The sequence below is a fragment of the Brotomerdimonas butyrica genome (assembly GCF_025567305.1).
Taxonomy (GTDB): domain Bacteria; phylum Bacillota; class Clostridia; order Peptostreptococcales; family Anaerovoracaceae; genus Lentihominibacter; species Lentihominibacter butyricus.
In genome coordinates, this window is the sequence record NZ_JAOQJP010000007.1 from 36,345 (window position 1) to 57,075 (window position 20,731).

The 20,731-nt window shown below is 48.1% G+C and carries 21 protein-coding genes; 19 read left to right on the forward strand and 2 right to left on the reverse strand.

Annotated features, from left to right (window positions below; translation table 11 throughout):
* Nucleotides 1-5: 5 nt before the first annotated feature.
* The 14 genes from OCV59_RS06115 to OCV59_RS06180 all read left to right on the forward strand — a co-directional run bounded on the left by OCV59_RS06115 (nucleotide 6) and on the right by OCV59_RS06180 (nucleotide 14,359).
* Nucleotides 6-2,720, forward strand: coding sequence for a translation factor GTPase family protein (locus tag OCV59_RS06115; RefSeq protein WP_147593611.1), 2,715 nt, complete (start codon nucleotides 6-8; stop codon nucleotides 2,718-2,720).
* Between the two features lie 102 nt (nucleotides 2,721-2,822).
* Nucleotides 2,823-4,094 (forward strand): CpaF family protein, encoded by a 1,272-nt coding sequence (locus OCV59_RS06120; RefSeq protein WP_262584161.1) that lies wholly within the window; start codon nucleotides 2,823-2,825, stop codon nucleotides 4,092-4,094.
* Nucleotides 4,091-4,837: a type II secretion system F family protein gene (locus OCV59_RS06125; protein ID WP_147593612.1), complete on the forward strand. Its 747-nt coding sequence runs from the start codon at nucleotides 4,091-4,093 to the stop codon at nucleotides 4,835-4,837. Before OCV59_RS06120 ends, OCV59_RS06125 begins: the two co-directional genes overlap by 4 nt.
* A 173-nt stretch (nucleotides 4,838-5,010) precedes the next feature.
* Nucleotides 5,011-6,018 carry a hypothetical protein gene (locus tag OCV59_RS06130; protein WP_147593613.1) on the forward strand — a complete coding sequence of 336 codons (1,008 nt, stop codon included), beginning with the start codon at nucleotides 5,011-5,013 and terminating at the stop codon, nucleotides 6,016-6,018.
* A 30-nt stretch (nucleotides 6,019-6,048) separates the two neighbouring features.
* Nucleotides 6,049-6,207, forward strand: coding sequence for a Flp1 family type IVb pilin (locus OCV59_RS06135; protein ID WP_147593614.1), 159 nt, complete (start codon nucleotides 6,049-6,051; stop codon nucleotides 6,205-6,207).
* The gene (locus OCV59_RS06140) at nucleotides 6,167-6,640 is read left to right on the forward strand and encodes a TadE/TadG family type IV pilus assembly protein (RefSeq protein WP_147593615.1); all 474 of its coding nucleotides are present in this window, start codon (nucleotides 6,167-6,169) and stop codon (nucleotides 6,638-6,640) included. Before OCV59_RS06135 ends, OCV59_RS06140 begins: the two co-directional genes overlap by 41 nt.
* Nucleotides 6,630-7,844 carry a DUF5702 domain-containing protein gene (locus OCV59_RS06145; protein ID WP_147593616.1) on the forward strand — a complete coding sequence of 405 codons (1,215 nt, stop codon included), beginning with the start codon at nucleotides 6,630-6,632 and terminating at the stop codon, nucleotides 7,842-7,844. The genes OCV59_RS06140 and OCV59_RS06145 overlap by 11 nt, the downstream gene beginning before the upstream one ends.
* Nucleotides 7,828-8,583, forward strand: coding sequence for a hypothetical protein (locus tag OCV59_RS06150; RefSeq protein WP_147593617.1), 756 nt, complete (start codon nucleotides 7,828-7,830; stop codon nucleotides 8,581-8,583). Before OCV59_RS06145 ends, OCV59_RS06150 begins: the two co-directional genes overlap by 17 nt.
* Before the next feature lie 93 nt (nucleotides 8,584-8,676).
* Nucleotides 8,677-9,228, forward strand: a complete 552-nt coding sequence (locus tag OCV59_RS06155; RefSeq protein ID WP_147593618.1) for a DUF6382 domain-containing protein — start codon at nucleotides 8,677-8,679, stop codon at nucleotides 9,226-9,228.
* Nucleotides 9,229-9,420: 192 nt separating this feature from the next.
* The gene (locus tag OCV59_RS06160) at nucleotides 9,421-9,942 is read left to right on the forward strand and encodes a hypothetical protein (RefSeq protein ID WP_147593619.1); all 522 of its coding nucleotides are present in this window, start codon (nucleotides 9,421-9,423) and stop codon (nucleotides 9,940-9,942) included.
* A gap of 49 nt (nucleotides 9,943-9,991) precedes the next feature.
* Nucleotides 9,992-11,284 (forward strand): replication-associated recombination protein A, encoded by a 1,293-nt coding sequence (locus OCV59_RS06165; protein WP_147593620.1) that lies wholly within the window; start codon nucleotides 9,992-9,994, stop codon nucleotides 11,282-11,284.
* On the forward strand, nucleotides 11,262-13,214 hold the full coding sequence (locus OCV59_RS06170) for a bifunctional 4-hydroxy-3-methylbut-2-enyl diphosphate reductase/30S ribosomal protein S1 (RefSeq protein WP_147593621.1): 1,953 nt from the start codon (nucleotides 11,262-11,264) through the stop codon (nucleotides 13,212-13,214). Before OCV59_RS06165 ends, OCV59_RS06170 begins: the two co-directional genes overlap by 23 nt.
* 128 nt (nucleotides 13,215-13,342) lie before the next feature.
* Nucleotides 13,343-13,819, forward strand: a complete 477-nt coding sequence (locus tag OCV59_RS06175; protein ID WP_147593622.1) for a DUF523 domain-containing protein — start codon at nucleotides 13,343-13,345, stop codon at nucleotides 13,817-13,819.
* A 33-nt stretch (nucleotides 13,820-13,852) separates the two neighbouring features.
* Nucleotides 13,853-14,359, forward strand: a complete 507-nt coding sequence (locus OCV59_RS06180) for a shikimate kinase (protein ID WP_147593623.1) — start codon at nucleotides 13,853-13,855, stop codon at nucleotides 14,357-14,359.
* Between the two features lie 64 nt (nucleotides 14,360-14,423).
* Here the strand turns inward: OCV59_RS06180 and recN are convergent, their stop codons facing one another.
* Nucleotides 14,424-16,043, reverse strand: coding sequence for a DNA repair protein RecN (gene recN, locus OCV59_RS06185; protein ID WP_147593624.1), 1,620 nt, complete (start codon nucleotides 16,041-16,043; stop codon nucleotides 14,424-14,426).
* 14 nt (nucleotides 16,044-16,057) lie between these two features.
* On the reverse strand, nucleotides 16,058-16,510 hold the full coding sequence (locus OCV59_RS06190; protein WP_147593625.1) for an arginine repressor: 453 nt from the start codon (nucleotides 16,508-16,510) through the stop codon (nucleotides 16,058-16,060).
* A 202-nt stretch (nucleotides 16,511-16,712) separates the two neighbouring features.
* Here OCV59_RS06190 and ruvC point away from each other — a divergent pair, with 202 nt between their 5' ends.
* The 5 genes from ruvC (at nucleotide 16,713) to OCV59_RS06215 (ending at nucleotide 20,677) form a co-directional block, all read left to right on the forward strand.
* Nucleotides 16,713-17,216 (forward strand): crossover junction endodeoxyribonuclease RuvC, encoded by a 504-nt coding sequence (gene ruvC / locus OCV59_RS06195; protein ID WP_147593626.1) that lies wholly within the window; start codon nucleotides 16,713-16,715, stop codon nucleotides 17,214-17,216.
* Nucleotides 17,213-17,815: a Holliday junction branch migration protein RuvA gene (gene ruvA, locus OCV59_RS06200; RefSeq protein WP_262584163.1), complete on the forward strand. Its 603-nt coding sequence runs from the start codon at nucleotides 17,213-17,215 to the stop codon at nucleotides 17,813-17,815. Before ruvC ends, ruvA begins: the two co-directional genes overlap by 4 nt.
* 12 nt (nucleotides 17,816-17,827) lie before the next feature.
* Nucleotides 17,828-18,871: a Holliday junction branch migration DNA helicase RuvB gene (ruvB, locus tag OCV59_RS06205; protein WP_147593628.1), complete on the forward strand. Its 1,044-nt coding sequence runs from the start codon at nucleotides 17,828-17,830 to the stop codon at nucleotides 18,869-18,871.
* Nucleotides 18,872-18,965: 94 nt separating this feature from the next.
* Entirely contained in the window at nucleotides 18,966-20,036 is a 1,071-nt protein-coding gene (queA, locus tag OCV59_RS06210; RefSeq protein ID WP_147593629.1) for a tRNA preQ1(34) S-adenosylmethionine ribosyltransferase-isomerase QueA, read from the forward strand.
* Nucleotides 20,037-20,179: 143 nt separating this feature from the next.
* The gene (locus tag OCV59_RS06215) at nucleotides 20,180-20,677 is read left to right on the forward strand and encodes a DNA-deoxyinosine glycosylase (RefSeq protein WP_262584164.1); all 498 of its coding nucleotides are present in this window, start codon (nucleotides 20,180-20,182) and stop codon (nucleotides 20,675-20,677) included.
* Nucleotides 20,678-20,731: the final 54 nt, after the last annotated feature.

Below are 20,731 nucleotides of genomic sequence, written 5' to 3' on the forward strand. Positions count from 1 at the left end.
TTTCGATGGCGGGATCATTCGAAAAAAGACCGGAAAAACATATATGCGCAGCCCTGCTGGCACATGTCGATGCAGGCAAGACGACGCTGTCGGAGGCTCTGCTCTACAGGACGGGAGCGATAAGAAAGCTCGGCAGAGTAGATCACGGGGATGCGTTTTTAGATACAGACTCACAGGAGAGAGAACGCGGCATAACCATATTTTCAAAGCAGGCAGAGCTGGAATACGACGGTACGACATTCATGCTGCTGGACACACCGGGACATGTGGACTTTTCCGCGGAAATGGAAAGGACGCTGCAGGTGCTGGATATCGCGATACTGGTGATAAGCGGCAAGGACGGAGTCCAGGGGCATACGGCTACGCTGTGGAAGCTCATGGAAAAATACAGGCTGCCTGTTTTTATTTTTGTAAATAAAATGGATCTGGACGGTACGGACAGAGCGGCGATAATGGCTGAGCTGAGGCGAAGCCTTGGCAGCGGGTGCATGGAGTTTGATGTTCAGCGCGATGCAGCCTGGCAGGAGCAGGTCGCGATGTGTGACGAAGAGATGATAGAAGAGTTTCTTGAGAGCGGCAGTCTTGACGACGGCAGCATAGCGGCAGGTATCGCAAAGCGCAGGATATTCCCGTGCTGCTTCGGTTCTGCACTGAAGATGCAGGGGGTAGACGAGCTGCTTGAGATCGTATCGCAGTTCAGTCTGCAGAAAATATATCCTGCACAGTTCGGTGCGCGTGTGTTCAAGATCAGCAGAGACCGTCAGGGGATGCGGCTGACTCACATGAAAATCACCGGCGGTGCGCTGAACGTGAAGGATGCAGTCGTGACGGCGCACGCGGATGACGGTACGGACAGCGGCTCGGATGACAGCACCGAAAAGATCGAGCAGATCAGGATATATTCGGGAGAAAAATACAGGACGGCGGATACCATCCGAGCAGGCGATGTGTGTGCGGTGACAGGGCTGAAGAATACATATGCCGGACAGGGACTCGGATACGAGCAGGATACATCGGGCCCGCTGCTGGAATCGGTGCTCTCCTATCAGGTGATACTGCCGGATGACGTAGATGTCCATGACGCGCTAAGCAGACTGAGGATCCTCGAAGAAGAAGATCCCCAGCTCCATGTGGCATGGAACGAGCAGCTGCAGGAGATACAGATGCAGCTGATGGGAGAGGTCCAGACGGAGATACTGAAAAATATCATTTCTGAACGTTTCGGTTTCGATGTGGAGTTCGGGCAGGGTTCGATAGCATACAAAGAGACGATCGCAGAACCTGTGTACGGCGCAGGTCATTTCGAGCCGCTCAGGCATTATGCCGAGGTGCATCTGCTGATGGAGCCTGCAAAGCGCGGCAGTGGTCTGACTCTCGATACAGCGTGCAGCAGCGATGAGCTCGATACGAACTGGCAGCGTCTGATACTGACGCATCTTGCGGAAAAGGAGCACATCGGCGTGCTTACGGGGTCACCGCTGACGGATATGAAGATAACACTCACCGCAGGGCGTGCGCACCTCAAGCACACGGAAGGCGGAGATTTCAGGCAGGCGACGTACAGGGCGCTCAGACAGGGTCTGAGGAAAGCGCGGTCTGTGCTGCTGGAGCCGTGGTATGAATTCCGTCTCGAGGTGCCGCAGGAGGCTACAGGACGGGCGATATCGGATATCCAGAGGATGAGCGGCAGCATCAGCGAACCTGAGCATATGGGGGATACTGTGGTGCTTACAGGAAAGGCGCCGGTGTCCGAGATGAAGGACTATGCGGTGGACGTCGCGTCTTATACTAAGGGGCACGGACGTCTGAGCTGTTCACTTTCGGGGTATGATAAATGTCATGACCTGGAACGTGTGATCGAAGCGATCGGGTACGATCCGGATGCTGACCTGGAAAACACGGCTGATTCGGTATTCTGCAGTCACGGCGCAGGATTCAATGTGAAGTGGGATGAATCTGACGTGCTCATGCACATACAGCCGGAGCGAAAAGATACAAAAACCCTGAACGGAGCGGACAGCTGCGCCTTTACATATGAACGGGCAGGCGGCATGCCGGAAACTCCGCATGGCGGAAAAAATGCGGAAAAACGCGGCAGGAAGAAAGGCCTTACGGAAGAAGAGGAACTTGAGCGTATCTTCGAGATGACGTATGGCAAGCCGAAAAAGCGCACGGTAATACCTAAGCGGGAGATCCTTCCGGAGCATGAAAAGAAAAAGACGAAACCGGCTGTCGTGACTGAGGAGTATCTGCTTGTCGACGGCTACAATATAATTTTCGCGTGGGACGAGCTGAAGGCGCTGGCGAAGGTGAACATGGATTCCGCAAGGCAGGCGCTGATAGAGATACTGGCGAATTACCAGGGATATAAGAAGTGCCATGTGATAGCGGTCTTCGACGCGTACAGGGTCAAGGGCGGTGAGCGTCACTACGAGCAGCACGACGGCGTCGAGGTCATCTATACTCAGGAGGCGGAGACGGCGGATATGTACATAGAAAAGGCCGCGCACAGGAAAAGCCGTGAGTATCATGTCAGGGTGGCGACTTCGGACAGGCTCGAGCAGTTGATAATAACGGGCGGCGGGGCTTTCAAGGTGTCGGCCGACGAGTTCAGGCTGGAGATACAGCAGGCTGACTTTGAGATATCTAAGCTCATAGAGGAGCACAACAGGAAGAACAGAGAGGCAGGCAGCAACAGGATAGTGATACCGGAAATCTGATGCATGTGCGTGTCGAAAAAAGTCGAAATTTGTCGAGATAAAACACTTGTAAAAAAATTACAGGTGTTTTATTATATTGTTGAAAGGAAAATAATGTAATTTATGGCTAAAAATTCAATAGATGTGAGGCGTGTGACGCATGCGGAAAAGGTGAGCTATACGCAGGAGGAGATCAGGCGCTATATAGCTGAGATCAGGCTGATGATAACAGATTCGGAGGGCACTCTCAGCGACGAGGAGGCGATGGAGCGGATAGAGGAGTTCGTGTTTTCGCAGAAAAAGGCGGGCAGCTGCAGTCATCGCGAGAACCGTAAGGTGATAGAGCGCATATTCCTGTCGCTGAGAAAGGAAATGGACATACTGCAGCCGTATATAGATGATAAGAGTATTTCTGAGATAATGGTCAACGGGAAGGACTGCATTTTTATCGAGAGAAACGGTATACCGGAGAGGCTGCCGCTGCAGTTCGACACGACGGATGATCTCGAGGAGCTGATACGGCGGATCGCATCAAGGGTACACAGGGAGATAAACGAGCTGAATCCGATCGTGGATGCCCGGCTGTCGGACGGTTCCAGAGTGAATGCGATATACCGGAACATTGCGCTGAACGGGCCGATACTGACAATAAGAAAATTTCCGGAGAAGGTGATGGATATGGAAGATCTGCTGAGGAACGGTACGGTGACAGAGGAAGAGGCGGGATTTCTGAGGGTCGCGGTATCAGCGGGCTACAACTGTTTCGTATGCGGAGGGACGTCTTCGGGAAAGACGACGATGCTGAACGTGCTTTCCCAATCCATCCCGGAGCAGGAGAGAGTCGTGGTGATCGAGGATTCTGCGGAGCTGCAGATAGATCAGGTGGAGAATATAGTGCGTCTGGAATGCAGGAATGCTAACGTTCAGGGAAAAGGCGGCGTTGACATGTCGCAACTGGTAAAGGCGAGTCTGAGGCTCAGGCCGGACAGGATAATCATAGGGGAAGTCAGAGGAAAGGAGGTGATGGACATGATACAGGCGATGAACACGGGTCATGACGGCAGTCTCAGCACGGGACACGCCAACAGCATAGAAGGTATGCTGAAGCGGCTCGAGGCGATGTTCCTGCAGGCGGCCGATTTCCCTGTCGAAGCGATACGCAGTCAGATAACGGAAGGGATAGACATCATGATACACATGAGCAGGATGAAGGACGGGAGCCGAAGCGTGACGGAGATATCGGAGCTGAAAGGTATGGAAAACGGAGAGATAGCGGTAAATCCTCTGTTCAGGAAGGGCAGCAGAGTCGAGGGGAGCAGGCTTATCCATCGTGAAAAGCTGCAGCTCGCAGGTTATGAAGCTGCAGTAGAGAGTATGCCGGAGGTGGCTACATGATAAAGGATTATTCTGTCTACGAGCTGTCTGGAAAGGAGAAGCTGCTGTTTTATTCGGCGGGGTATGCGTGCATATTCATCATCACGTATCTGTTTTATCACAGTCTGTGGCTGTCCGTGCCGGCGGGCGCGGCGGTGCACTGGATCGAGCCGTATTTCAGCAGGCGCATGGCACAGCGCAGGATGAATGAACTGAATGTGCAGTTCAAGGATCTGCTATACTCTCTGTCTGCATCTGTCGCATCGGGAAGGCAGATGGATGAGGCGCTGATAGAGGCTGAGGATGAACTGTCGTCAATGTATGGAAGGGACGATCTGATAATGAAGGAGCTCAGACATATGAGGATCAGCATGGTGGAGAACAAGGAGAGTGACAAGGTGCTGCTCAGGGATCTCGCAGTGAGGAGCGGGAGCGAGGATATAAGCGATTTCGTGCAGGTATATATAACGTGCAGGAACATGGGCGGAAATCTCGAAAAGATAATAGGTCATACGACGGAGATCCTGACTGACAAGATGAATATAGACAGGGAAATACGCACGATAACTTCGCAGAAAAAGGTAGAGGGAAGGCTGATCTCTGCGATGCCGCTGATAATGCTGATGATGCTCAATATATTTTCATTTTCGTATATCGAGCCGCTGTATACGACTCTGCAGGGAAGGATCCTGATGACCGGTGCGCTGGCAGCATCAGTTTATGGCGTGTATCTGATGGAGAAGATATCGGATATAAAGGTTTAGATGCGCTTGCGGCAGTATTTGGTATGTGATGTTTGCAGCAGTGTATGGAATATGTGAATTATATGAAGGCGAGTGATTTGAAAGGAATTTTTGATAAGAGTAAAAAAGATAAAAGTATGCAAGGTCCGCAAAGCATGCAAAATCAGCAAAGTCCGCAGGGGGGATCGCGAAAAGTGGTTACTGCCGATGAAGCTGCGGCAAAAGCGAGAAAAAGCATCATTGCGGTACTTGCAGCAGGTGTGCTGCTGGCTGCCGCGGACATGGCGTTTTCGGTGCAGGGTCAGTCTGCGGGAATCGTTGAATCAGGCGGCAGCATTTATATAGTCAGGCCTGCAGAGGATCAGGATCCGGATCATCTTGTGCTGAGGGCAGAAGTTTCTGACGGAGATAAAGTCATTGAAAAGAAGATAGATCTGACGATGGATCCGTATGAGAAAGAAAGCAGTGAAGAAAAGCAGGATGACGGAGATGGAGAAGCTGCCGGCAAAAGGAACCGTGAGGCGGTGGAAATGGAACTGAGAGGAATAGCTTCGGAGCTGAACAGCGATAAAGCTGTGAAAAAAGTGAAGCTGCCGGATTCGCTGGCGTCAGGTGAAAAGATATCGTGGGAGGTGGAGGACAAATCCGGTTCGAACGGTATCGCGATCATGGCAGTGACGGTGCTGACCGCATTCTGCATATACAAAAAGCGATTTTCGGTGCTGGAACAGCAGCGCAGGCTGCAGCGTGAATCCGTGATGAGGCAGCTGCCGGAATTCGTGAACAGGCTCGTGCTTCTTTTGAACGCGGGACTTGTGCTTACGAGCGCATTTGAAAAATCGGTAGAAGAGAGTTTTGTGGAAGATAGCAAGGGGGATGACTATTTTTACGGAAAGCTGCGCGAGATCTATGTGCTCTGTACTACGACGAATGCATCGATGCATGTCGAATTCAGGAAAATGGCCAAAGAAAGCGGGATAAGAGAACTTATGAGGGTGTCGAATATAATAAGCGACAATATCAGGAAGGGAGTAGAGCTGACAGGGAAGCTGCAGGCTGAGAGCGAACTGCTGTGGATCAGCAGAAAGAAGAGCTGTGAGGAAAAGGGGCGGCTTGCAGAGACGAAGCTGACACTGCCGCTGATGATATTTCTGATGGTGCTGATAATCATAACGGTAGCGCCGGCGCTTATGGAACTGTGACACCCGGGTATCAGGGAAAAGGAGGATAATATGAGAACGAAAACGATAAGATTGAGAAGCAAAAAGGGGATGGAGCTTGTACAGGTCGCGATTTTAGTTGCCATCGCGGTGGCACTGGGTCTGATATTCAAGACGGAGATAACGGATTTTGTCAATAAGACTTTCGAAGGACTCAGTGATTTCAACTGATGCGGCAGAGGGCATGACAGATAAGGCAAAGCTCCGCAGCAGAAAGGGCAGTTACATAATGGAAGCGGCAGTAGTGCTCCCCGTGATCATTTTCGTGCTGATAACCATCGTCCTGATAGTGATGTTTTTCTACAGTCAGATGACGGAACGCAGCCGGCTCCACGTAGCCATGAGGTGTGAAGCCGGACTGGCGGCCGGGAGCACGGTGTATGCAGGCGATAGTGAGAGGAGCGCAGATACTGATGCGGAGATATACACCGAGAAAACAGTATCAGGAAGCGAAGCAAGCGGCAGAAAATACCTGATAATGAAGTACCGCGGCGTTTTGGAAAAAAGGGGGATATTCGTCGTGGAGGGAAAATGTTCAGGAACCGACGGGGCGCGATATGTACGCTACTATGATCTGATAAAGGGTATTGGGAATGAAGAATAATAAAAGAGGCAGCAGTGCGGTCTTTCTGATGGTGGTGCTTGCAGCGCTGATAGCAGTGACGCTGGCGCTTATATATGGAGCAAGGGCAGAGTGTGTCAAAAGCAGAGCAGACGGAATCATAAACCTTGCAGGAGATTCCGTTATGTCTGAATACGACCGCGATATCCAGAAAGAGTATGGCATTTTTCTGCTAAAAGGGGATGATGCTGCATTGAGTAAGAAGCTGCGCAGATATCTGGAGTATTCGTTTAAAAATATGAAAGACGTTGACATAGAAGCTGCAGAAGTATCAGGCAGCAGATTTTCGACATCCAATATCGATCCTGTAAAGGAGCAGATTTTGGAATATATGGAACTGGCAGTTGCTGAAGACGGGTTCGGTATGTGGAAAGGCGGTACAGAGCGGGACGAGGATGAAAGCATTACAGAAAGCAGGAGCCTGAGACACGGTCCCACAGCTGTATCGCTGCCTTCCGCATCGCTTCCGGACAAGAGCCTGACGGCGCTTGCCGAGTCTTTGGCATCGGATATAAAGGAGATAGACAAGGCGTTTGAAAAGGGAACGGATACATATCTGCTGAACAGGTATATACTGACTCATTTCAACAGCAGGACATATAAAGCGAAGGAAGAGCATTTTTTCAACAGTGAAGCGGAGTACATACTGGGAGGTGAGCTGACTGACCGGAAAAATGAAAAACGCGTGGAGATGGCGCTCAAGGCTATGAGGTTCCCGCTCAATCTTGCTCATATATACAGCGATCCTGCCAAAAAGGCAGAAACGCTCGCTATGGCAGAGATACTCACGCCGGGTGCCGCGGCGCCTGCGACTCAGGCACTGCTCGCGTCGACATGGGCGTATGCGGAGTCCGACAATGATGTGAAGCTGCTGTGGCAGAGCGGCAAAGTACCGGTGACAAAAGATGAAAGCACATGGGCTGTGGATCTTGACAGTGCGGTAGACGGGATAACACAGGGGATATTCAGACCGGATATTGAGAAAGGCTATGATTACAGTCAGTATCTGCAGGTACTGTTGTTTTTCAAGGATGAAAACGTGAAAGTAAGCAGGATCATGGATCTGATACAGATAAACACCAGGATGAAGTACGATAGCGATTTTCTTATCAATGAATGCTTTACAGGTATAAGTATAGATGTGAAGGTGAACGGTGTTGATTACAGTTATGAAAAAAAGTACTAAAGGGTTTTACACGCTTGAAGCGGCGATCTTCCTTCCGTTCGTGATCCTCGCAGTGTTGTCGCTGGGGTATTTCATCAGGATAGAGGGCACATGGGAAAACTGCATCCACGGCGCTGTCGATGAAAGTGCAGTCATAGCTGCGAGATCGTGCAACGGTGTCGAGCCGTACATGACAGCGGAAAAAGTCAGAAACAGGATACTTGAGGACAATCCGAAGCTGGATGATCTTGAGATAAGGAATGTCAGGATATTTTATTCGGATCTTCAAGGCGACAAGCTGATTTCCTACAGGATCAGGGCAGGGCAGGAGATCTCATTTCCACTGGGATTCCGGAAAGATTTTGCGCTTGACTGCAGGATAAAATTCAGAGGGTTCGTGGGCAGAGAATGTCGTGGAGATCCGATGGGAGTATCAGGACTTGAAACCGATGCGGCTAAACAACCGGTATGGTATTTTCCTCATTCAGGCAGGAGATATCATAAGGAAAACTGCACATATGTAAAGGCATCGGTGCATCCTGTGATACTTACGGAAAGTGTGAAGAAGCGATACAGCGCATGCAGGACGTGCAGATCGGGGAAGATTGCAAACGGAAGTGTCGTATTCTGCTTTGAAAACAGCGGCAGTTCGTATCACGACGGGACGTGCAGGACGATCAGGCGCAGAAGCGCAGTCATAGATAAGGCAGAGGCCGAGAAAAAGGGATACAGTCCATGCAGCAAATGCGGCGGCAACTGATATGAGTTGATATGAAATGCCGCAAGTGTGATGAGTGTGTGTCGGCATAATGGTATGTTGAGATATATAACGGTAGAGAAAGAAGGAACAGCAATGTGGGAAAATAAGAATTTCAGAGTGAGGCTAGAGGAAAACGCGATGCAGGATTTCGAGAAGGTGATGCTCACGTCGGGTGAATGCAATCTGTTCATACCGATGGGGTTCGTCAGTGAAAACGGCAGGGAATACGGCAGCTACAACTGCAGCGGATTTGCCCCGCTCAGCAGCTATCGCATAGAGCGTACGGAAGATGCACTTTATATACTGGAAAATGTGCTGATAATACTGAAAAGTGCAGTAGAATATTACATAGACCCGGCGAAAGTGACGGTGACGAGCGACACTGTTTTTTACAATAAAGACACGGGTCAGATAAAGATCGCATACATTCCGCTGAGAGAAGAAAATATAAACCTGAGAAAAAACATGGTGAGCTTCATAGGACAGCTTAAAGCCGAGCTTCGCGATGAGAAGGAAAAGTATCTGATCGAAGCAGCGAAATATATCTATTATCATAATTACTCTCTGCGCGAGATGATAAATAAGGCAGGAATGCTGAAAAGACAGCTCTATATGGAGATGCACGGTGATGACAGGGCTTCGTGATATATGTGGTGAGGCATGGATATATGGTCACTCTGCACGTGTGAAAGCAGTTCACGGTGCAGAGGTTTTTCTTTTGATAAAAAATGTAGTATAATGTAAAATATATTTATCGTACATCTTGTCTGCAAAGTGTAATAAAGCTCTCGCCTGATTAATAGTATTTAATATACTACAGGAAGAGAGGAAAAAGTGATGCAAAGAAGAAGGCAGCCCAGAAGAGGTTACAGAGGGGCCCAGAGGCACGGTGCGAAGCCGAATTTTATTCCGGTGATACTGATATTGTGTCTTTCGGTCGGATGCGGATATGCCACAGCTAAATATGTCGTGGATCCGGTAGTGAATTATGTGCCGCAGATCGCGGCAGGATCAGATGTATCGGATCAGAGCACTCAGAAGCAGGACGGATCTGCAGCATCAGACAAGGCGGGATCCGGGAAAGAAAGTAAAAGCAAGGCATCATCAGGAGTTGTGGAAGATGAAGCTGATGTAAAGGAAACCGAAGTCGCAGGATATGCAGTGCAGTATGGATGCTATTCCGGGAAAGCGGCGGCTGAGACTGCGATGTCTTCGCTTGGGATTTCAGGCCTTCAGGTGGTGGAGCAGAACAAGATGTATAAGATCATAGGTGAAATATTCGAAAGCAAGGATAAAGCAAAAGAAGCGCTTGATTCGGCTGGAACAGACAATGCATTCGTTACGACTGTATACAAGTAGGATGCAGGAAGATCCTGCCGGGGATTATAAAGAGAAAAGGAAAGACTATATGATACCATTATCTACCAGGATGCGGCCTTCGAAACTGCAGGATTTCGTGGGACAAACTCATTTCATGTTTGAAGGCTCGCTGTTTTACAACTCCATAAAAAACAAGACCTTTGATTCTGCGATCTTTTTCGGTCCGTCAGGCACCGGCAAGACGACTCTTGCCAGGATAATAGCCAGTGAGATCGACAGCAATTTTGTTGAGATAAATGCTTCTACTACAGGCACAAAGGAGCTCAAGGTCATACTTGAGAATGCATCGACTAGATTTTACGGTCTGCAGCAGGAGACGACATGTCTTTATGTGGACGAGGTCCACCGGTGGAACAAGCTGCAGCAGGATTCGCTTCTAAAGGCTCTGGAGGAGGGGGTCATAAAGTTTATAGGAAGCACGACGGAAAACCCGTATTTTTCGGTAAATAACGCTATCATAAGTCGTGTCAGGAACATATATGAGTTCAGAAGACTTGAAACAGGTGAGATACTCGGGATACTTAAAAGAACTCTTGAAGATACTGAAAAAGGGTTCGGCGGGCTGCAGATAAAATATGATGAGGACGCACTGCGCATACTTGCAGATATGAGCGGCGGAGACTGCAGAGTAGCACTCGATACGCTTGGTTTCATAGTTGACAACCTCAGCGAAGGAATGACTCTGGACAGGAAAATAGTGGGTGAAGCTATGCAGCAGCAGACCACTTTTTACGATAAAGAAGAAGACAAGTACAATCTCCTTTCGGCACTTCAGAAATCCGTGAGAGGCAGCGATCCGCATGCGGCGGTCCATTATCTCGCAAGGCTGCTGGAGGGCGGCGCCGATATAGTGATGATAGGAAGGCGTCTGATGGTGATGGCCAGTGAGGATATAGGGATGGCGTATCCGAGTGCTATATCTATAGTCACTTCATGCGTCCAGGCGGCACAGATGATAGGACTGCCGGAAGCGAAGATAAATCTTGCACAGGCAGTGGTCCTGCTGGCATCATGTCCGAAATCGAATGCATCTAACGAAGCACTGAACAGAGCGATCGCAGATCTCAGAAGCAGGAAGATCGATGATGTGCCGGCACACCTGATGGATTCTCATTACGGCGGTGCGGAGAAACTCGGCAGAGGTCTCGATTACAAGTATCCGCATGCGTACGGAGGATATGTGACGCAGCAGTATCTGCCGGACAACCTTTACAGGGAAGGTGTAAAGTACTACATCCCTACGATGAACGGCAGTGAAGGTGCATTCAAAAAATATCTTGAGGAGCTGGAGAAAATAGATGAAAAAAATAGTAAGGGCTGAGAATGCGGGGTTCTGCTTCGGCGTCAGACAGGCGATAGAAAAAGCGGAAAAGGCGGCGGAGGAAAACGAAGGAAATATTTTTTCCATGGGTCCGCTGATACATAATGAACGTGTGACGGACGATCTTGAGAAGAAAGGAATAAAAATAGCGGAGTCTCTGGATGAGGTCAGTGAAGGCGATATCGTGATAATAAGGTCTCACGGAGAAGGCAAGGCTTTTTATGATGAAGCAGCCGCAAAAAAAATAAAGCTGATAGACGCGACCTGTCCTTTCGTTGCGAAGATACACAATCTGGTGCACGACACTGAGAAACAGGTCGTGATAGTGGGGGACAGGAATCATCCGGAAGTGATGGGTATCTTCGGATGGTGCAGAAATCCTGCAGTGGTAGTCAGCTCATATGATGAAGCAGCTGCGATAGAGGCAGATGACCTGTTCGTAGTTACACAGACGACTATAAAAGAGGAGATGCTGAACAGTGTCACAGATGCGCTTTCCGCAGCCGGCAGGGATTTCACTGTAAATAATACGATATGCAGCGCTACGACGAAGCGACAGCAGGCATGCGAGAAGCTGGCACGTGAGTCTGACCTGATGATCGTCATCGGCGGTCGGAAAAGTTCGAATACTAAGAAATTATGTGAAATTTCTAAAAAGTTCTGCGCAAATACCTTTTTTGTTGAAAATATTGAAGATTTACCGTTGAAAGAAGTGCAAAAATGTAATAGAATAGGAATAGCGGCGGGCGCTTCGACACCCGAATGCACTATTAAGGAGGTTATTGCCAGAATGAGTGATGTTACACTTGAAAACAATGAATTAAACATGAACGATCTTATGGACGAAATCGAAAAGTCCCTGAGATTACCAAGAGGTGGCGAGATCGTCACAGGGAAAGTTCACCAGGTTACTGACAAAGAAGTTATTGTAAATTTAGGATGCAAAAAGGATGGAATTCTCCCTATCTCAGAGGTGAGCTTAGAAGAAGGTCAAACTTTATCAGACGCGTTTAAAGTCGATGACGAGATCCAGGCAAAAGTTATCAAAACAGATGACGGAGACGGCGGTATTTTACTTTCAAAGAAAAAGCTTGAAATCAGTGCTAACTGGGATGAAATCGTCAAAGCACTTGAAGATAAAACAGTACTTGAAGTCAAAGTAACAAGACCGGTAAACGGTGGAGTTATTGCTGAATACAAAGAAGTATCAGGATTTATTCCGCTTTCACAGCTTTCCGACCACTACGTTGAAAATGCAGAAGAGTTTGTTGGTCAGACTATGGAAGTCAGAGTTTCCAGAGTAGATCAGAGAAGAAACAGAGCTGTGTTCTCACACAAGCTGTTCCTGAACGAAGAAAAAGACAAGCTCGTTGCAGAAATTTGGGAAAACCTGAATGTCGGCGATGTTGTTGAAGGTACTGTAATGAGATTTACAGATTATGGTGCATTCGTAGATATCGGCGGAATCGACGGACTTCTGCACATTTCAGAGATTTCGTGGGGAAGACTCAAGCACCCTCAGGAAGTTCTCAGCATCGGACAGAAGATCAACGTCAAGGTTCTTTCAATGAACGCAGAAAAAGGAAAGATCTCATTAGGTCTCAAGCAGAATCAGCCTGAGCCTTGGAGCGTTATCGATGAAAACTACCAGGTTGGACAGGTTATCGAAGGCAAAGTAGTTCAGATCAAGGAATACGGCGCATTCGTTGAGCTCGAGCCGGGTCTTGACGGACTTGTACATATTTCAGAGGTTGCTCACAAGAGAGTAGGAAATATAAATGATGAACTGGAAGTTGGTCAGGTAGTTACAGCTAAGATTCTCGAGATCGATAAGGACAGAAAGAGGATCAGCCTGAGCATCAGAGAAACTATCGAACCGCCTGCAGAAGACGAAGCAGCTCCACAGGAAGCTGAAGCAGACGAAGAATAGTTCATATTTAAACTGTTGAATTTAAGAGATGGTTCGCCATCTCTTATTTTTTTAACATATGCGTTTTCGGCATATGCGGTCGATGTACCGGCCGGTGGGTCGAAACATCAATGAAAAAGGTATTTTAGATGAAAAAGATATTAGTGAGTCAGTGCCTTTATGGCGGCGAGCCTGTAAGGTACGATGGAAAATCAAAAGCAGAGAATGATCCGAGATTCTCAGGCTGGAGGGAAGAGGGAATGCTGATCCCTGTCTGCCCGGAGGTTTTCGGCGGTCTGCCGGTGCCGCGTACAGATGCGCAGCGCAGAGGAAGCAGTGTAGTTACGCGTGATGGACGCGACGTCACCGGGCAGTACTCCGCAGGTGCAGAGGAGGCGGTCAGGCTGGCTCTGGAACACCGGGTCGTATGTGCGATCATGAAAGAAAAGAGTCCGTCGTGCGGAAGCAGCATGATATATGACGGCAGTTTTTCAGGGGAACTTATAGAAGGTGAAGGACTTGCATCAGAACTGCTGAGAAAAGCAGGAGTCCGGGTCTTTTCGGAAAATCAGCTTGATGAAGTGGAGAAACTGATCAGTGATAATGAGGTTGACGAAGACGTATAAGCCGTATTTGTTATGGCACAGAAGGGGAAATGAATGAAAAATATAATTCTTATAGGAATGCCGGCATGCGGCAAGAGTGTTACAGGAGTGATACTCGCAAAATCTCTGAAGATGAATTTTATAGACGCCGATCTTCTTATACAGGAGAGAGCCGGAAAGAGTCTTCAGGATATAATAAATGCTGACGGGATAGAGACTTTCAAAAGCATCGAAGAGGAAGTCCTCAATGCTATAAATGTTAAAAACACTGTGATCGCAACAGGTGGGAGTGCGGTGTATTATGACAGCGCTATGCGCCACCTTAAGGAAAACGGCGTGGTCGTTTATATAGAAGCATCGCTCGCAACGATAAAAAAACGTTTGAAAAATATAAGAACGAGGGGAGTTGCCATGGAAAAAGGGCAGACGATCGACGGCCTGTATGAAATGAGAGTGCCGCTTTACGAAAAATATGCGGACTGCACGGTGCGCTCGCACAGATACAGAGCCGAGAATACCGTTGAAGATATAATCTCCGGACTGGAAAAAATCAAAATATGATATAGCACCTGCTGACAGTTGCAATAGTCGGCAGGCGCTGTTTTTTAAATCTGTTTTTGCAAATCTATTTTGACGCTTCGATCAGTTCCTCTGCTGATCTGAGGGTCGTATCTGTTATATTCGATCCTCCGAGCAGGCGCGCGATCTCATGCACTTTTTCTTCGTGAGAAAGAGGGAGGACAGTCGTATATGTCATAGTATCGTCAGATGCCTTGGAGATCTTGTAGTTATGCGCTCCATATGCCGCTATCTGAGGCAGGTGGGTGATGCATATTATCTGATGCGTCTGTGCGATCTCCTGCAGCTTATGACCGACTACGCTGGCTGCGATACCGCTGATGCCGCTGTCGATCTCATCGAATATCATCGTAGGAATCTCGTCGTAATCGCCTGTGATCTTCTTGAAAGCCAGCATGATCCTGGACATTTCTCCTCCGGATGCGATACGGCTCAGAGGCTTGATCGGTTCTCCTCGGTTGGTGCTTATCATGAATTCGACATCATCTGCACCGTTTGATGTAAAAGCTTCGGCTTTGCGGAATTCTATCGAAAATATGGCATCGTTGAAGTTCAGCTCTTTGAGCTCTGCCGTTATTTTCTGTTCAAGGATCTCAGCTGAAGCTCTTCTGACCTCTGAAAGCTTTTCACACGCTGAAAGCAGCTCTTTCTTATATTTTGCAAGATCAGTCTCAAGGCTTTCTTTCATGGAATCTGCGTTTTCGATGCCTGCGAGCTTTTCATCGAGCTCCTGCTGATAGTTCAGCAGTTCTTCCACTGACATACCGTGTTTGGCTTTGAGCTTGTTTATCACTTCCAATCTTGCTATCGCACAGTCGAGTTCCTCAGGTGAAAAAACAGCACTGTCACGGCAGTCGCGTATGGAAGATGAGATGTCTTCGAATTCATAATATATTTCGTCGAGACGGCGGCTCAGTTCGTCCAGCTCCTGCGAATAGGAAGCTGTCTCGGCCACCATATCGTGTATCCGTCTTATAGTGGAAAGCGCAGCGTATTCATCGTCAGAAGCAGCCTGATATGCACCGGCGAGATTTTCATATATTTTCTCGCTGTTCTGCAGCATCGAGATCTTTTCTTCGAGCTCTTCATCCTCACCGATAACAAGACCGGCTGCACGCAGTTCATCAGCTTCAAACTGCATGAAATCGCGTTCGCGCCTGTTCTTTGCAGCGTCGGCAAGGAGTGCTCTCAGCTGTGAACGGACACGTGAATAGTTGTCGTATGCATTTGAAACAGCTTCTTTTGCAGGCGTGATCTGATCTTTATGGTAAAGGTCGACAAGCCTGATATGGTATTCTGGATTCAGCAGAGACTGATGATCGTACTGTCCGTGTATATCGGCCAGTTTTTTGCAGAGGGAGCTGAGATGAGCGAGCGTGACGATCTCATCGTTTACTCTGCATATATTCTTGCCGGAAGAAGATACTTCTCTGGTTATTATGTATTCTTCGCCTTCATGCTCGGCGATCATCTGCACGATCGCCTTTTTTTTCCCCGAACGAACAAAAGCAGTATCCGCCCGGCTTCCGAGAGCCAGGCTAACTGCTTCTATAACTATCGATTTTCCGGATCCTGTTTCGCCGGTTATGATATTCAGTCCGTCGTGAAAATCTATATCCGCATTTTCTATGATTGCAAAATCTCTGATTTTCAGGTGTCTGATCATAGTTGTCACCTCTGCTATTTTTTGAGCATGCTGTTCAGTATTTCTTCTACCATCGGTGAATTCGCAGGATCATCGGTGACAAACATTATTGTGTTGTCGCCGGCAACTGATCCGATAACGTGCGGGATGCCTATGGAATCAAGTGCCTCAGCTGCGGCGCTCGCACATCCGGAGAGCGTCTTGAGGAGGACTATATTGCCTGAGTGTGAAGTGGATTTCACGGTTTCACGGAAAATATTTGAAAACCTGTCAGACATAGGTCCTTCTGCATGTGCAGGCTGTGCATATTTATACTTGCCTGTGGAGGACAGTGTTTTGACGAGCTGAAGCTCTTTGATGTCTCTGGAAATAGTGGCCTGAGTGACTTCGTATCCGAAATCTCTAAGCATTGAGACAAGTTTATCCTGTGTCTCGATCTCGTATTTTTCAATGAGTTCGAGTATTTTATTCTGTCTTGAAATTCGCATGTTTGCCCCTCTCAAAAAACGATTGCATTATACTGCGGCAGACTTTTGCACGAGCGATGGGCACAAAAGCCGCCAAACATCATATGATTTATAATTATACCATACAGCGTATAAGTTTTTCAATAGACAAACGTATGTTCATGTGATATACTTTAATAAAACATCGGACGTGAATTGTGAAAACGGCAGAACAGGTAAAAATATGAAGATTTTAGGTATAGATCCGGGATATGCGATCCTGGGGTACGGAGTTGTGGAAAAGACGGGCAACAGGTTTCGCGCGTGCAGATACGGGGCAGTCACTACGGATGCGGGAATGCCGATGACGGAGAGACTTGAGTATCTTTATGACTCGCTTCGAGAAATAATAGATGAAGAGAGGCCGGACGTGGCGTCTATAGAGCAGCTCTTTTTCAATACGAATGCAAAGACCGCGATAATGGTCGGACAGGCGCGAGGTGTAGCGGTGCTTGCCTGTGTGAAAGGCGGACTCGAGGTGGAGGAATATACGCCTCTGCAGATAAAGCAGGCGTTAGTGGGCTACGGAAGAGCTGATAAAAAACAGGTCCAGATAATGGTAAAGACCATATTGAACCTCAAGGAGATACCGAAGCCTGACGATACTGCGGATGCTCTGGCAGCCGCTATATGTCACGGCCATTCGGCAGACACCAGAAAAAGACTGAAGGAGCTTGGTATAAGATGATAGGTTTCATAAGAGGAGTATTGGCTGAAAAGGGCAGCGGGTATATAATAGTCGATGTCAACGGAGTAGGATACGAGATATTCGTTCCGGCGAATTCGCATGCATATCTGAGCGCAGAAGGCAGTGAGGTGATGGTCTACACTGCTATGATGGTACGCGAGGATGACGTGAGTCTGTACGGCTTCATGCGCAGAGGAGAACTCGATGCGTTCAAGAAGCTCATAACTGTAAGCGGTGTAGGTGCAAAGGCTGCGATATCCATTCTGTCATCGTTCACTATGGAGCAGCTGCAGCAGGCGATTGTTTTTGAAGATGCGAAAACACTTACCAAAGCAAGCGGTGTAGGCAAGAAGACAGCTGAAAGGATCGTCCTTGAGCTTAAAGATAAATTCAGCATGGAAGGCGTCAAGGCTGATGAGATGATCCCGGCGAACCCGGAACTGCTTCACGGTGTTCAGGATGCCAGAGGCGAGGCGGTCGATGCACTTATCGCACTGGGGTACACGAGAGCAGAAGCGTCTGCAGCTATGGCAGGTGTAAAAGATCAGGATCTGACCGCAGAGGAATATATAAAACTGGCACTCAAGAATCTATTTTAAAAGGAAGTAAAGATGGACTACGAAGAGAGGATAACGGCAGCGGAGCTCGGGCAGGGTGAAGAACGTACGGAAGTCACGTTAAGACCGCAGACGCTGGACGATTACATAGGACAGAAAAAAGCTACCGAGAACCTTAAAATATTTATCGAAGCAGCTAAGATGAGAAATGAACCGCTGGATCATGTTCTTTTTTACGGACCTCCGGGACTGGGCAAGACTACACTGGCGGGCATCATAGCAAATGAAATGGATGTAGATATAAGGATAACCTCGGGACCTGCGATCGAAAGAGCGGGAGATCTGGCGGCCATACTTACTAACCTGAATGAGAACGATGTGCTGTTCATCGATGAAATACACAGACTGAACAGGTCGGTCGAGGAAGTGCTCTATTCTGCAATGGAGGATTTTGCACTGGATATAATAATAGGAAAAGGACCGTCGGCAAGATCGATAAGGCTTGATATAGCGAAGTTCACGCTTATCGGAGCCACGACAAGAGCGGGGAGCCTTTCGGCGCCGCTGCGCGACAGGTTCGGGGTTAGCTGCAAATTTGAAATGTATACGCCGGACGAACTGAAAAAGATAATAGGCAGATCGGCAAGTATACTTGGAGTTTCGGCAGATGAGAAGTCAATGGATGAAATGGCCAGAAGATCCAGGGGGACTCCGCGTGTGGCGAACAGGATGCTGAAAAGAGTACGCGATTTTTCACAGGTAAAAGGCGACGGCAATATAGACATAGACATAACAAACAGAGCGTTGAGCGCACTCGGAGTAGATGAGATGGGCCTGGAAAGCCTGGACAGGGAGATACTCAGGACTATCATCGAGCGTTTCAGGGGCGGTCCTGTAGGGATAGATACGATAGCTGCATCGATCGGAGAAGAGAGAGTCACGATAGAAGATGTATACGAACCGTATCTCATACAGATCGGGTTCCTTCACAGAACGCCAAAAGGCAGAGTCGTATCAGAGGCAGCGTACAGACATATGGGTATAGAGCCTGATGGCGATACGGGAGCAAAGCGTGTGACTGTCAGCATAAGTGACTGATTTATGGTGCAGCGTCATCGCGATAAAACAGATCGCATGCGCTGCGGGATGCTGCAGTCAGCAACAGATATATTTATTTACAGAGGAAAATTAAATGAAAATAAGTGATTTTGATTACTATCTGCCGGAAGAACTGATAGCTCAGAAACCGGCGAACAGAAGAGAGTGTTCGAGACTGCTCGTCGTGCACAGAGATACAGGAAAAATCGAACATCGGCATTTTTACGATATAATAGACTACCTTAAAGCGGGAGACTGCCTTGTTTTGAATAATTCCAAGGTGCTTCCGGCGAGACTTTACGGAGTGAAAGAAAAGACGGGAGCAAAAGTCGAATTTCTGCTCATAAAAAGGATAGAAGGCGATACATGGGAAACTATGGTCAGACCGGGCAGAAAGCTGAAACCGGGGGACATCGTAGTGTTTTCACAGGAACCGCTTCTCAAGGCGACGATAAAGGATTTCGGCACTGACGGAACCAGGATAGTGGATTTTGAGTACGACGGTGTTTTCATGGAACGGCTCGAAGAGATAGGCAGCATGCCGCTGCCTCCGTATATAGAGCGAAGCAGTGACTCGGAAGACAGGGACAGATACCAGACTGTATACTGCAAGGAAGAAGGTTCGGTAGCGGCGCCTACAGCGGGTCTTCATTTTACAGAGGAGCTGCTGAAGAAGGCGGAAGACAAGGGTGTGGAGCTCGTCTATGTGACTCTGCATGTCGGGATAGGCACGTTCAGGCCTGTTAAGTGCGAGAATATAGAAGATCATACGATGCATTTCGAGGAATATTCCATCAGTGAGGAAAGTGCAGAGGTGATCAACAGAGCAAAGCGTGAAGGTCGCAGGATAATTTCTGTAGGAACGACATCGACAAGAACTGTTGAAAGTGCCGCCTATTTTGATGCGGATGCGCAGACCGCAGATGGAAAAGCGGGATGCTGGCAGGTCAGGAGCGGAGAGGGAAGTACCGGTATATTCATTTATCCGGGATATGAGTTCAAGATCATAGAGAGTCTGATAACGAATTTCCATCTGCCGAAATCGACGCTTCTCATGCTGATATCGGCTTTGTATGACCGTGAAAAGATACTTGCGGTATATGATGAGGCGGTTAAACAAAAATACAGATTTTTCAGCTATGGTGACGCGATGTTCATAGAGTAGTGACCTCAATGGTGTCTCTGCAGATCGCAGTCAAAAGGATGTAGGTGAGATGAAGGTGCTGCTATGATCCGGCAAATAAGGAATGCATACGCTGCGATGATGCGGCAGATGAGAGCAGAAGAGGGAAAAGCAGAGGAAGACAAATGAGTGAAGTGATGAAAGTGGCCCATGAATTCGGGCCATTTTATGATAAAGATTCAAAAGTGCTTATACTTGGGAGCATACCTTCTCCAAAGTCGAGAGAGCAGGGATTTTATTACGGACATCCGAGAAACAGATTCTGGCCTGTTCTGGCAGCGCTGTTTGGAGAAAGAATTCCGCAGACTGTACCTGAGAGAAAGGATTTTCTGACAAGGCATAATATAGCTTTGTGGGATGTGCTGGCTTCATGTGACATAAAAGGCGCGGATGACGGGAGCATACGAAATCCGGAAGCGAATGATATGCGTCTGATAACAGAGTCGGCGGATATAAGAGCGATATTCACTACCGGTGGAAAAGCCACGAAACTTTATGAAAAGATGTGTGAACCGGTATGCGGCATCAGTGCTCAGGGTATGCCATCTACAAGTCCGGCGAACTGCAGATGCTCCATGGATAAACTTACTGAAGAATACTCGAAAATATTGAAGTATCTGTAGGCGTTATGGTATCATATTGTAGTTTGAGTTTTTAAAACAGGATCATAACTAAAG